This is a genomic window from Buttiauxella sp. WJP83, from assembly GCF_027594725.1.
Taxonomy (GTDB): Bacteria; Pseudomonadota; Gammaproteobacteria; order Enterobacterales; family Enterobacteriaceae; genus Buttiauxella; species Buttiauxella selenatireducens.
Genome location: NZ_CP110080.1, coordinates 4,188,066 through 4,200,191, shown reverse-complemented (window position 1 = coordinate 4,200,191; position 12,126 = coordinate 4,188,066). Strand labels below are relative to the sequence as shown.

General features: G+C 50.2%; 16 protein-coding genes. 8 read left to right on the top strand and 8 right to left on the bottom strand.

Going from position 1 to position 12,126, the window contains the following annotated elements; all coding sequences use genetic code 11:
* Positions 1–166: 166 nt before the first annotated feature.
* The 4 genes from OH773_RS19405 to OH773_RS19390 all read left to right on the top strand — a co-directional run bounded on the left by OH773_RS19405 (position 167) and on the right by OH773_RS19390 (position 3,287).
* Positions 167–652: an FxsA family protein gene (locus tag OH773_RS19405; protein ID WP_183272516.1), complete on the top strand. Its 486-nt coding sequence runs from the start codon at positions 167–169 to the stop codon at positions 650–652.
* 138 nt (positions 653–790) lie between these two features.
* Complete coding sequence (locus OH773_RS19400) at positions 791–1,084, top strand: co-chaperone GroES (protein ID WP_034461121.1); 294 nt, start codon at positions 791–793, stop codon at positions 1,082–1,084.
* Between the two features lie 48 nt (positions 1,085–1,132).
* A complete protein-coding gene (gene groL / locus OH773_RS19395; protein WP_183272517.1) occupies positions 1,133–2,776 on the top strand; it encodes a chaperonin GroEL in 1,644 nt (547 codons plus the stop codon).
* 157 nt (positions 2,777–2,933) lie between these two features.
* Complete coding sequence (locus OH773_RS19390) at positions 2,934–3,287, top strand: DUF4156 domain-containing protein (RefSeq protein WP_183272518.1); 354 nt, start codon at positions 2,934–2,936, stop codon at positions 3,285–3,287.
* Positions 3,288–3,423: 136 nt separating this feature from the next.
* Here OH773_RS19390 and epmB read toward each other — a convergent pair whose 3' ends face one another.
* Entirely contained in the window at positions 3,424–4,452 is a 1,029-nt protein-coding gene (epmB, locus tag OH773_RS19385) for an EF-P beta-lysylation protein EpmB (protein ID WP_270141088.1), read from the bottom strand.
* A gap of 40 nt (positions 4,453–4,492) precedes the next feature.
* Here epmB and efp point away from each other — a divergent pair, with 40 nt between their 5' ends.
* The 3 genes from efp (at position 4,493) to ecnB (ending at position 5,504) form a co-directional block, all read left to right on the top strand.
* A complete protein-coding gene (gene efp, locus OH773_RS19380; protein ID WP_034461125.1) occupies positions 4,493–5,059 on the top strand; it encodes an elongation factor P in 567 nt (188 codons plus the stop codon).
* Between the two features lie 61 nt (positions 5,060–5,120).
* Positions 5,121–5,255 carry an entericidin A/B family lipoprotein gene (locus tag OH773_RS19375; RefSeq protein ID WP_183272520.1) on the top strand — a complete coding sequence of 45 codons (135 nt, stop codon included), beginning with the start codon at positions 5,121–5,123 and terminating at the stop codon, positions 5,253–5,255.
* A gap of 102 nt (positions 5,256–5,357) precedes the next feature.
* On the top strand, positions 5,358–5,504 hold the full coding sequence (ecnB, locus tag OH773_RS19370) for a lipoprotein toxin entericidin B (protein ID WP_034492730.1): 147 nt from the start codon (positions 5,358–5,360) through the stop codon (positions 5,502–5,504).
* Positions 5,505–5,551: 47 nt separating this feature from the next.
* Here the strand turns inward: ecnB and OH773_RS19365 are convergent, their stop codons facing one another.
* Positions 5,552–6,067, bottom strand: a complete 516-nt coding sequence (locus OH773_RS19365) for a helix-turn-helix transcriptional regulator (RefSeq protein WP_270141083.1) — start codon at positions 6,065–6,067, stop codon at positions 5,552–5,554.
* Positions 6,068–6,440: 373 nt separating this feature from the next.
* Here OH773_RS19365 and sugE point away from each other — a divergent pair, with 373 nt between their 5' ends.
* On the top strand, positions 6,441–6,758 hold the full coding sequence (gene sugE, locus OH773_RS19360) for a quaternary ammonium compound efflux SMR transporter SugE (protein ID WP_270141080.1): 318 nt from the start codon (positions 6,441–6,443) through the stop codon (positions 6,756–6,758).
* On the opposite strand, the gene OH773_RS19355 is transcribed toward sugE, so the two are convergent.
* The 6 genes from OH773_RS19355 to frdA form a co-directional block, all read right to left on the bottom strand.
* Positions 6,755–7,288: a lipocalin family protein gene (locus OH773_RS19355; RefSeq protein ID WP_270141078.1), complete on the bottom strand. Its 534-nt coding sequence runs from the start codon at positions 7,286–7,288 to the stop codon at positions 6,755–6,757. The two genes, sugE and OH773_RS19355, sit on opposite strands and share 4 nt — an antisense overlap.
* Before the next feature lie 99 nt (positions 7,289–7,387).
* Positions 7,388–8,539: a CMY2/MIR/ACT/EC family class C beta-lactamase gene (ampC, locus tag OH773_RS19350; protein WP_270141076.1), complete on the bottom strand. Its 1,152-nt coding sequence runs from the start codon at positions 8,537–8,539 to the stop codon at positions 7,388–7,390.
* 89 nt (positions 8,540–8,628) lie between these two features.
* Positions 8,629–8,988 (bottom strand): fumarate reductase subunit FrdD, encoded by a 360-nt coding sequence (frdD, locus tag OH773_RS19345; protein WP_064540797.1) that lies wholly within the window; start codon positions 8,986–8,988, stop codon positions 8,629–8,631.
* Between the two features lie 9 nt (positions 8,989–8,997).
* Complete coding sequence (frdC, locus tag OH773_RS19340; RefSeq protein WP_183272525.1) at positions 8,998–9,393, bottom strand: fumarate reductase subunit FrdC; 396 nt, start codon at positions 9,391–9,393, stop codon at positions 8,998–9,000.
* A 10-nt stretch (positions 9,394–9,403) separates the two neighbouring features.
* On the bottom strand, positions 9,404–10,129 hold the full coding sequence (locus OH773_RS19335) for a succinate dehydrogenase/fumarate reductase iron-sulfur subunit (protein ID WP_373925643.1): 726 nt from the start codon (positions 10,127–10,129) through the stop codon (positions 9,404–9,406).
* A 4-nt stretch (positions 10,130–10,133) separates the two neighbouring features.
* On the bottom strand, positions 10,134–11,927 hold the full coding sequence (gene frdA / locus OH773_RS19330) for a fumarate reductase (quinol) flavoprotein subunit (RefSeq protein WP_270141071.1): 1,794 nt from the start codon (positions 11,925–11,927) through the stop codon (positions 10,134–10,136).
* Positions 11,928–12,126: the final 199 nt, after the last annotated feature.

Genomic DNA, 12,126 nt, shown 5'->3' with positions numbered 1-12,126 from the left:
TGTGATGCCGATCAATTGTTGAAAATTTCCAAAAAAATAATGCAGCGCGTAGATTGATTTTTGACTATAGCGCCGCCATCTCTTTGACTACGCTTAATGGCCAAACTATTTGACGCAAGGGCTTGATGGCGCTTGCTACAGTCTTTCCCAACTACAGGAGTGTACGGTGCGCTGGATACCGTTAATTGCCATTTTTCTCTATGTTTACATAGAGATCTCGTTATTTATTCAGGTTGCCCACGTGATGGGGGTTTTCCTGACGCTGGTGCTGGTGATATTCACCTCGGTTATTGGTATGTCACTGGTTCGCAACCAGGGTTTTAAGAATTTCATGCTGATGCAGCAGAAAATGGCGGCGGGTGAAAGTCCAGCGGCAGAGATGATCAAAAGCGTTTCGTTGATCATTGCAGGTTTGCTGTTGCTGCTGCCTGGTTTCTTCACCGACTTCCTCGGTTTATTGCTGTTACTACCACCGGTACAAAAACATCTCACCCTGAAGCTGATGCCGCATTTGCGTTTTTCACGCATGCCAGGTGGTGGCTTTAGCGCGGGCACTGGCGGTGGTTCGACGTTTGACGGTGAGTATCAGCGTAAAGATGATGCGCCGAAACAGCTCGACGACCACGAGAATGATGATCGTCACAATCGCTAAAAAATCGAAAATTTTTTTGTTTTCCCCCTTGAAGGGGGGAAAGCGCATCCCCATCTCTCAGGTCACCAGCCGATAACCCATTTTGGACCGGCGTTACCTAAACAATTGATACTGACTTTCTCAAAGGAGAGCTATCACATGAGCATTCGTCCATTACATGACCGTGTCATCGTCAAACGTAAAGAAGTTGAATCTAAATCTGCAGGCGGCATCGTTCTGACTGGCAGTGCAGCTGGTAAATCAACTCGTGGCGAAATCATCGCTGTCGGTAAAGGCCGCATCCTGGAAAACGGTAACGTACAACCGCTGGACGTAAAAGTCGGCGACATCGTAATTTTCAACGATGGCTACGGTGTTAAGTCTGAGAAGATCGACAATGAAGAAGTGTTGATCATGGCAGAAAGCGACATCCTGGCAATTGTTGAAGCGTAATCCGCGCAAAAACTGAACGAACATAAACGAATTTAAGGAAAGTTAAGAATGGCAGCTAAAGACGTAAAATTCGGTAATGACGCTCGTGTGAAAATGCTGCGTGGCGTTAACGTACTGGCAGATGCAGTGAAAGTTACCCTCGGTCCTAAAGGCCGTAACGTTGTTCTGGATAAATCTTTCGGTGCACCGACTATCACTAAAGATGGTGTTTCTGTAGCGCGTGAAATCGAACTGGAAGACAAGTTCGAGAACATGGGTGCGCAGATGGTTAAAGAAGTTGCCTCTAAAGCGAACGATGCTGCAGGTGACGGTACTACCACTGCAACCGTACTGGCTCAGTCCATCATCACTGAAGGCCTGAAAGCTGTTGCTGCAGGCATGAACCCAATGGACCTGAAACGCGGTATCGATAAAGCTGTTATCGCCGCTGTTGAAGAGTTGAAAGCACTGTCTGTTCCTTGCTCTGACTCTAAAGCCATTGCTCAGGTTGGTACTATCTCTGCTAACTCCGACGAAACCGTGGGTACTCTGATCGCTGAAGCGATGGAGAAAGTAGGCAAAGAAGGCGTTATCACCGTTGAAGAAGGCACTGGCCTGCAAGACGAACTGGATGTCGTTGAAGGTATGCAGTTCGACCGTGGCTACCTGTCTCCTTACTTCATCAACAAGCCAGAAACCGGTTCTATCGAACTGGAAAGCCCATTCATCCTGCTGGCTGACAAGAAAATCTCCAACATTCGTGAAATGCTGCCAGTTCTGGAAGCCGTTGCGAAAGCGGGCAAACCACTGCTGATCATCGCTGAAGATGTTGAAGGCGAAGCGCTGGCAACTCTGGTGGTTAACACCATGCGTGGCATCGTGAAAGTGGCTGCTGTTAAAGCACCTGGCTTCGGTGACCGTCGTAAAGCCATGCTGCAAGACATCGCGACCCTGACTGGCGGTACCGTAATCTCTGAAGAGATCGGTATGGAGCTGGAAAAAGCAACCCTGGAAGACCTGGGTACTGCTAAACGTATCGTTATCAATAAAGACACCACTACCATCATCGATGGTACCGGTGAAGAAGCGGCAATCCAGGGTCGTGTATCCCAGATTCGTCAGCAAATTGAAGAAGCAACTTCTGATTACGACCGTGAAAAACTGCAAGAGCGCGTAGCGAAACTGGCTGGCGGCGTTGCGGTAATCAAAGTCGGTGCAGCTACCGAAGTTGAAATGAAAGAGAAGAAAGCACGCGTTGAAGATGCCCTGCACGCTACCCGTGCTGCGGTTGAAGAAGGTGTGGTTGCCGGTGGTGGTGTTGCGCTGATTCGCGTAGCAAGCAAACTGTCTGAACTGCGTGGCCAGAACGAAGACCAGAACGTGGGTATCAAAGTTGCGCTGCGCGCAATGGAGTCTCCACTGCGTCAGATCGTTCTGAACTGCGGTGAAGAGCCATCTGTTGTTGCTAACAACGTGAAAGCGGGCGACGGTAACTACGGTTACAACGCAGCAACTGAAGAATACGGCAACATGATCGACATGGGTATCTTGGATCCAACTAAAGTGACTCGTTCTGCTCTGCAGTACGCAGCGTCTGTAGCTGGCCTGATGATTACCACAGAGTGCATGGTTACCGACCTGCCAAAATCTGACGCTCCTGATTTAGGTGGCGCAGGTATGGGCGGTATGGGTGGCATGGGCGGCATGATGTAATTGCCCTGACACTCGTGTGCTAAAAGCACCGTGTTAAGAAAACCCTCAGACAGAAATGTCTGAGGGTTTTTTCTTTTTGGTCGCAGTCTGGTATAAGGTCATACCGGGGCGACAATGGCCCACTACACTGAATACGGCATTGATTACGGGGAACAACATGCGCATAAAAGTTTCAGCAGGAATGGCTGTGGCAGCATTGCTGCTGGCAGGGTGCAGTACCAGCAATGATCTGAGTACCGCCGGGCAGAGCGTTCGTTTTGTTGAAGAAAAACCGGCCAGTAACTGCCAATTGTTAGGCACCGCTACCGGTGAACAAAGCAACTGGTTGTCTGGGCAGCATGGCGATGAAGGCGGTTCTATGCGTGGCGCAGCAAATGCTCTGCGTAATAACGCTGCGGCAATGGGCGGTAACGTGCTGTATGGCGTGAGCAGCCCGACTCAAAACTTGCTGTCGAGCTTTGCGCCAACTGCGAGCAAAATGACCGGCCAGGTTTATAAGTGCCCGAACTGATTTTTGTGTAAAACAACCCTCACCCCGACCCTCTCCCTGAGGGCGAGGGAGAAAACCGTACAATTCTCTCTTATGTCGTCGAGGGGGAGTCGTGCAATTCCCTCTCCTGTGGGAGAGGGTTAGGGTGAGGGCCGAATCAATTCTGCCGTAGCTGCAAATCCAACGGTGTTTTACTCGGTTCTCCGCCAATTTCACGTGCCAGCTTCGGCACCATATAGCCTGAAACCAACGTCAGCAGTTCACGCATAATCAATCTTGCTTCGTCGTCACTCACTATAAAGTGTGCCGCGCCTTGTACTTTATCCAGCACGTGCAGGTAGTAAGGCATAACGCCGGAATCAAACAGCGCATTGCTTAACTCCGCGAGGGTCTGCGCATTGTCGTTCACGTCGCGCAGTAACACGCTTTGGTTGAGTAGCGTCACACCAGCCTTGCGTAAATGACTCATGCTGGTTCTAAATTCATCCCCAATCTCATTGGCATGGTTGATATGGTTAACCAAAATAACCTGCAACCGGGAGCGAGCAATGCGTGTAACCAGCGTTTCAGTGATACGAGCCGGGATAACAATCGGCAAGCGGCTATGAATACGCAGGCGCTTGATATGCGGGATAGCTTCGATTTCGGTGATCAACCAGTCGAGCTCGTGATCCTTCGCCATCAGCGGGTCGCCACCAGAGAAGATAATTTCATCCAGTTCCGGGTGCTCGCTGATGTAGTTAATGGCAGCCTGCCAGTTACGTTTGTTGCCCTGATTTTCGGAGTACGGGAAATGGCGACGGAAGCAATAACGGCAGTTGACGGCACAGCCACCTTTAACCAGCAACAGCGCTCGGTTGTGGTATTTGTGCAACAGACCTGGAACCACACTATGCTGCTCTTCGAGGGGATCGGTACTAAAGCCGGGGGCGGCAATAAATTCCTCCCTGGCGGTCAGAACCTGGCGCAGCAATGGGTCATTTGGGTTGCCTTTTTCCATGTGCGCGACAAACGCTCGTGGCACACGCAGGGCAAAAAGTCGACGTGCATCACGTCCCGCCAACAACTCTTTGTCGGCGTCCAGCTCTAAAATATGCAGCAGTTCATCAGGATCGGTTATAACATCGGCAAGTTGCGTTAACCAATCTTCTCTGCGGGGGGGATTTAGGGTTACAATGTGTGCCATTTTTTGGCTAAGCTACCAATTAACAATTTCAGAGGGCCTTATGGCGACTTATTCTAGCAACGATTTTCGTGCCGGTCTTAAAATCATGTTCGAAGGCGAACCTTACGCAGTCGAATCCAGTGAATTCGTGAAACCAGGTAAAGGCCAGGCCTTTGCTCGCGTTAAAATGCGCCGCCTGCTGACAGGCACCCGCGTTGAGAAGACTTTCAAATCTACCGACTCCGCTGAAGGCGCAGACGTTATCGATATGAACCTGACTTACCTGTACAACGACGGTGAGTTCTACCACTTCATGAATAACGAAACCTTCGAGCAGCTGGCAGCTGATGAGAAAGCGATTGGTGACAACGCTAAGTGGATGCTGGATCAGGCCGAGTGTATCGTGACCCTGTGGAACGGCCGTCCAATCGCTGTACAGCCACCAAACTTCGTAGAGCTGGAAATCGTTGAAACGGATCCAGGTCTGAAAGGTGATACTGCTGGTACCGGCGGTAAGCCTGCAACACTGTCTACTGGTGCTGTGGTTAAAGTACCTTTGTTCGTTCAGACTGGCGAAGTCATCAAAGTTGACACTCGCTCTGGCGAATACGTTTCTCGCGTTAAGTAATACGTGATGGTTGGCGGTGGGGCGTTTGACGCATCACCGCCGATTGCTAAAGGCAGGGAAGATGAGCCGTTTAATTAAACATTTACTTTTCATCACGTTGCTAACCACGATTCTGACGGGCTGTAACGCCACCCGCGGCTTTGGCGAAGACCTGAAACACCTTGGCGGCGCCATTGAGCGCGCAGCAAACAAATAATTTCCAACACTCCTAAAAATCTGCTTTTTCCGTCAGCCTGCCATTTTTTGACTATGCTTTAACTGCTATACACAAACAAAATCGTCAAAAAAGGATACGGTCATGATTAAGAAAACTATTGCAGCGTTTTTTTCTCTCATAGTGCTTTCGTCATTATTGACTGCATGTAATACGACTAAAGGCATGGGTGAAGATATTCAAGATGGTGGTCAAGCGATTTCTGGTGCAGCAACAAAAGCACAGAATTAATATATTAGCGGACGGTACGGTATTCATTCCGTACCGTTGTTAATTCATTATTGCTGATGCTGTTCTATGAACAATGAAAATCGATTGTTTATCCCGAGTTTCATTCGGATATTTCGTTTGTAGGTATATACCGTTTTAGTGCTAATTCCCATCATGCTGGCAATAAAATCATTGTTGGCCTCATCGGTCCATAATTTTAATATCCGTTCTTCCCGTAGCGTGAGCAAGGGAGAGGTATACTGCCGCTTAGAGTAAAACGGAGGGCGGGAGCTAAGCTGTGTCTGAATAGCCGCACAAAGTTCAGGTAACGGCAGTGATTTACTGAATATAGAATGCGAGCCTTGTGATAAGCAGTATTCTTCAATCTTCTCGTGTCGAATACTATTAAATATCATTAGGCGAATAGATTTTCCACAGGCTGAATAAATAGATGAGAGTTGCTGGATATTATGTAATGAGTTGGCGAAGCTAGTAAAATCGGCAATAACAAGATTTGGCCGCCATTGTATTATTTTTTCGCGAGCTAAAAGCAAATTGTCCGTCTCAACAATAGAGAATGTCATATTGTTGCTCAGCCAGCTTTTAAAACCTTGTCGACTATAATGACAACGGTCCACTAACAATATCTTATGCATACTTACCGTTCGCGTGACTCACTATTACAGCCTTTTCTGAATGTTCGAGAAAACATTATAATATGAAGAAAACTACTGAAATGAATTGTGGATTTACGGGTTAATTAGCAGTCAATTCTTGGCTTAGCGTCAGTGTGCCCTCACATGTGGCAACTAAACGTTACTGGTTTGTTGACAGCAAAGTGTCATTTTGGTTTTTCTGCGCGTGATGGGTTGCTAGAATCATCGCCTCACCAGCCTTAGGGGACGACCTTTAAGCGCTTCTTGATTTCCGGGGACGGCCCCATTGCTGGAGCTGTATATGGCCTGGTTGATTCTTGTTATTGCGGGTTTATTAGAAGTTGTCTGGGCTGTCGGCCTGAAGTATACCCACGGTTTTACCCGCTTGTGGCCTAGTGTTATCACGGTGGCGGCGATGATTGTCAGCATCGTGTTGCTGTCATGGTCGATGAAAACCTTGCCGACCGGCACGGCATACGCTATCTGGACAGGTATTGGCGCTGTGGGTGCCGCGACGACGGGTATCTTGCTGTTAGGCGAATCAGCAAGCCTGGCCCGCATTGCGAGCCTGGCGCTGATTGTCCTCGGGATTATTGGCCTGAAAATCAGCACGCATTAAGAGCTCGGCTGTTTAATCCACAGAAGTTTTTCTACCGGGAAGCCCTGCTGTGTGGCGATCTTCAGCATTTGCTGTTTCACCTCAGGGCTGATGGTTGGCGTGCGTGACAATATCCACAGATAATCCTTATCCGGCCCGCACACCAGTGCGTGTTGGTAATCTTTATCTATCGAAATCACGTTGTAACCACCGTAAAACGGCCCAAAGAATGAAACTTTGAGTGCCGCACGGCTTGGGTCACCCGTGAAATAAGCTTTGCCAATGCTTTGCTGCCACATCTGCCTGTCTGGGTTAAAACCTCTATTTATCACCCGAATACCGCCATCATCCATGGCGCTGTACGTGGCTGTCACTTGCTCCAGTCCGCTTTCAAATTTGTGGTCAAGTCTGGCAATTTCATACCACTTGCCGAGATACCGCTTAGCATCAAAATTATTCACCACCGTGGTGCCTGGTGGTGGAGTAGGGGTGCTACAGGAGACGACGAGAAACGCAACTGCAAGGGTGGTGATAATCGGCCAGATGCGCATAGAAGAATCCTTATCTGTTTTTGCTAAGTGTAGATTGTGGTGGGGAAAATGCGGGGAGAGGCTGGAAATAAAAAGGCCTGCTATGCAGGCCCGTCTGTATTACTGCAATGCTTCGAGGATTGCGTATCCTGCTTTTACGCGCTCGGTGTTGGGGTAGCTTTTATTTGCCAGCATCACAATGCCGAGTTGTTGCTCGGGGATAAATGCCACATAAGTACCAAACCCTCCGGTTGACCCTGTTTTGTGGACCCAGGATGCCTTAACAACAGGTGCGGGTGGTTCGATGGCTACTGCTTTTTGCGGGGCGAGTGCCACTTTATTGTCGCTACCATTAATCAGAGTTTTGGCATCCACCGGGAAGTTGTGCATCTCCCAACCTATTCCCTGATACATGCTGCCAATTTTCCAGTAGCGCGTTTGTGCCAGTTCAATACCTTGCTGTAACGTTTTGTCGCCGATTTGTTCAGGCTTCATATTGGCCTGCACCCAACTTGCCATGTCTTCAATCGTCGATTTCACACCATAGGCTTCAGCATCCAGCATACCTGGCGAAACGTGTACGGCTTTGCCGTTACGGTAGCCCCAGGCATATTTACTTTGTTCAGAGGCGGGCACGGTTATCCAGGTATGTGAAAGGTTCAGCGGCTGGAATACACGTTTGGACATCGCGTCTTCAAAGCTCATCCCTGATGGTTTCACTGACAGCGCGCCGAAAAGGCCAATGCTGGCGTTGGCATACACACGAGTCGAGCCCGGAGCCCATTGCGGTTGCCAGTTCTGATAAAAGTGGAGCAGGGACGTCTGGTTGGTGACGTCATCAGGCACCTGCAACGGCAATCCACCTGCGGTGTAGGTGGCAAGTTGCAGCAGATTTATCTCTTTCCATTGTTTACCGGTTAATGCAGGCCAGTACTTCGTAACCGGGTCGCTGAGCTTAATTTCACCGCGAGCGACAATATCGCCACCAAGAACGCCGGTAAAGGTCTTACTGACCGAGCCGAGTTCAAACAATGTCTCTTTCGTTACGGGTAAGTTTTTGCTGATGTCCGCCTGGCCGTAAGTGAAGTAATGCGGTGTCCCCTGATAAATAACGGCGACCGCCATACCCGGAATACTCTGTTCTTTGAGCAATGGAGTGATAACGCTATCGACGGTTTGAGCAAGCTGCTTTTCGGTGAGGGTTTTCTGGGCGGCAAAAGCAGGGTAAGAGGCCGTGAGCATCAACATGCAGCAAAGCGTTTTTTTTATCATTGGTGTTCCTCCATAAAGTGACACTTTAGTTCGGCTGTTACAAATAAAAAGGCCTGCACAATGGCAGGCCTTTTTAACAATCCGCGTAATTAGAGAGTAATTACACCGATAAAGGTCACAACGGTCAAGATCGCCGCAAGACCGTAGAACACCCACTTGCCAGATGGCACGTGAATTTTCAGGTCGTGCATCGCATGGTGAATACGGTGTAGCCCACACCACAGCGGCAGAACAATCATCAGGAAGATGAACAAGCGACCGATCAGACTTTGAGAAAATGCCAGCACACGCTCATATCCCAGCGCATCGCCTGGGAACAGACCCAGCGGCAACATAATGCCAACCAGCAACACGATGACGGGTGCGATGATCGCGCCCCACATACCGCCTGCGCCAAACAGACCCCAGAATACCGGCTCGTCGGAGCGTTTTGGATTTGGATTAATCATGACGTCCCCTTACCAGAACAGTGCAACAAACAGAATGACGACAGTGGCGACAGCCGTCACCGCCCACAATCCTTTAATCACCGGCTCTGGTCCCATTTTCTCATCTTTAATGATGATATTGGCGGCCTTCGGTGCCAGTTCAAACCATGTTTTGGTATGCAGTAAAGCAGCCGCTAAGGTGATCAGATTGAGGATAACCACAATCGGGTTTTGCAGAAAACTGACAAATCCCGCCCAGCTTTCAGGGCCGCTTTTCAGTGAAAACAGACCGCAGATAAGCAGAATACTGAACCAGACGGTCGGCACGGCTGTGCCTTCGCGAATCATATAAAAACGGTAGAAGCCCAGCTTTTGCCACCAGGTCGGAGTCATCGTCCGTACATATGGCTTACGTTTCGTAGTCATTTCGCACTCCTTAGCGTGGTTTCAGGGTGGCAATCAAAAAGTCTTTCGAACTTTCGACTTTACCCTGCTGGATGGCCGCTGCCGGATCGACGTGTTTCGGGCAAACTTCGGAGCAGTAGCCCACGAAAGTACAGCTCCAGACGCCGTTCTGGCCGTTTAACTGCGCCATACGCTCTTTCTTGCCATGGTCGCGGTTATCCAGGTTGTAACGATGAGCAAGCGTAATGGCCGCCGGGCCAATGAACTCAGGATTCAAACCAAACTGAGGGCAAGCCGCGTAGCACAGGCCACAGTTGATGCAGCCGGAGAACTGATGGTATTTCGCCATCTGTGCTGGCGTCTGGGTGTTTGGCCCCTGATCTGGCGTGCGCGGATTGCCAATGATGTACGGCTTAATGGCTTCCAGGCTTTCGATAAAGTGGGTCATGTCGACCACCAAATCGCGCTCGATAGGGAAGTTGCCCAGCGCTTCGACTTTCATGCCCTGTGTGTATTCACGCAGGAAGGTTTTACAGGCCAGTTTAGGCACACGGTTGACCATCATGCCGCAAGAGCCGCAGATAGCCATACGGCATGACCAGCGGTAGGTCAGGTCTGGCGCCAAATTGTCTTTGATATAGCCCAGCGCATCAAGCAACGAGGTTTGCTCGTCATAAGGCACTTCATACATTTCGCTGTGCGGCTTGCTATCCGTTTCCGGGTTGTAGCGCACAATTTCAATCTTCAGAGTTTTCATCGCATCAGCCATTCGACGTCTCCTTCTTCTTATCGGCCGCTTCCGCTTCCGCACCGTAGACGCGTTTAGCCGGCGGCAAAGTCGTGATTTTCACATCGCTGTATTCCAGGCGCGTGGTTCCATTTGCGTCACGGAATGCGAGAGTATGTTTCAGGAAATTCACGTCATCACGCTCGGTACAACCTTCGTCTAAGCGCTGGTGTGCCCCACGAGACTCTTTACGTGCCATCGCCGAGTGCGCCATACATTCCGCCACATTCAGGCCGTGGCCCAACTCGATGGTGTAGAGCAAATCGGTATTAAACACGCTGGAGGTGTCAGTGATGCGCACGCGTTTGAAGCGCTCTTGCAGCTCAGCCAGCTTATCGATAGTTTTCTGCATCAGTTCTGGAGTGCGATAAATACCGCAACCTTCTTCCATCGACAGACCCATTTCATCGCGGATCTTCGACCAGTTTTCAGTACCTTCCTGATTAACCAACTTCTTCAGACGCGTTTCTACGTCAGCGGCTTGTGCATTCAGCGCAGCATCATTGGCAGGTTGCGCTTCGTTCGCACGTCGCATCGCACTTTCACCCGCCATACGGCCAAATACAACCAGCTCAGCAAGGGAGTTAGAACCCAGACGGTTTGCCCCGTGCAAGCCAACTGAAGAGCATTCGCCAACGGCAAACAGCCCTTTGATACGGCTTTCACATTGGCTATCCGTTTCGATACCGCCCATGGTGTAGTGCGCGGTAGGACGAACCGGAATCGGCTCTTTTACCGGATCTACGCCGACATAGGCTTTGGACAGCTCGCAGATGAATGGCAGGCGTTCGAGGAGTTTTTTCTCACCCAGGTGACGCAGGTCGAGATAAACCACATCGCCACGTGGCGTTGGAACGGTACGGCCAGCGCGCCATTCGTGCCAGAAAGCCTGAGAAACTTTGTCACGCGGACCGAGTTCCATGTATTTGTTTTTTGGCTCGCCCAGTGGAGTTTCAGGCCCCATGCCGTAATCTTGCAGATAGCGATAGCCATCTTTGTTGACCAGAATACCGCCTTCACCACGGCAGCCTTCCGTCATCAGAATGCCGGAACCTGGCAGGCCGGTTGGGTGATATTGCACGAATTCCATATCACGTAGCGGTACGCCGTGGCTCAACGCCATCCCCATACCATCGCCGGTTACGATGCCGCCGTTGGTGTTGTAGCGGTAAACACGACCCGCACCGCCGGTTGCCATCACCACGGCATTCGCGCGGATCTGCACCAGCGTACCTTCCATCATATTCATTGCGACCAGGCCACGCGCGGCCCCGTCATCAACCAGAATATCGAGTACGAAATGCTCGTCAAAACGTTGGATTTGCGGGAACTGTAATGAGGTCTGGAACAGGGTGTGGAGCATGTGGAAGCCGGTTTTATCCGCGGCAAACCAGGTACGCTCAATCTTCATGCCCCCAAAGCGACGCACGTTGACTGAACCGTCCGGACGACGACTCCACGGACAACCCCATTGCTCAAGCTGTGTCATTTCAGTTGGGCAGTGGTGGACGAAGTAGTCGACCACGTCCTGCTCGCACAACCAGTCTCCACCGGCAACGGTGTCATTAAAATGATATTCAAAGCTGTCGTGATCCTGCGCAACGGCGGCAGAACCCCCTTCGGCGGCCACGGTGTGGCTACGCATTGGGTAGACTTTGGAGATCAGAGCAATTTTGGCTTGTGGATTGGCTTGTGCTGCCGCAATGGCTGCTCGTAAGCCCGCTCCGCCAGCGCCTATTATGGCGAGATCGGCTTGAAAGGTTTGCACGACATTCCTCCAGATTTTAGTTATTCCGCCTAGCTGATTTAACCAAAGGTAGTTCACCGATATGGCGCTAGCTATAGCGAAAGGGTATCCCTGCTCCTTTGTAGGTAGCGGATTATAGCCGTAGCCTTACTATGGAAATTTGACGTGTTCGATTTTTTTGCTGTTCAGTGCAGCAATTAATTAATTTTGGTGATGGGTT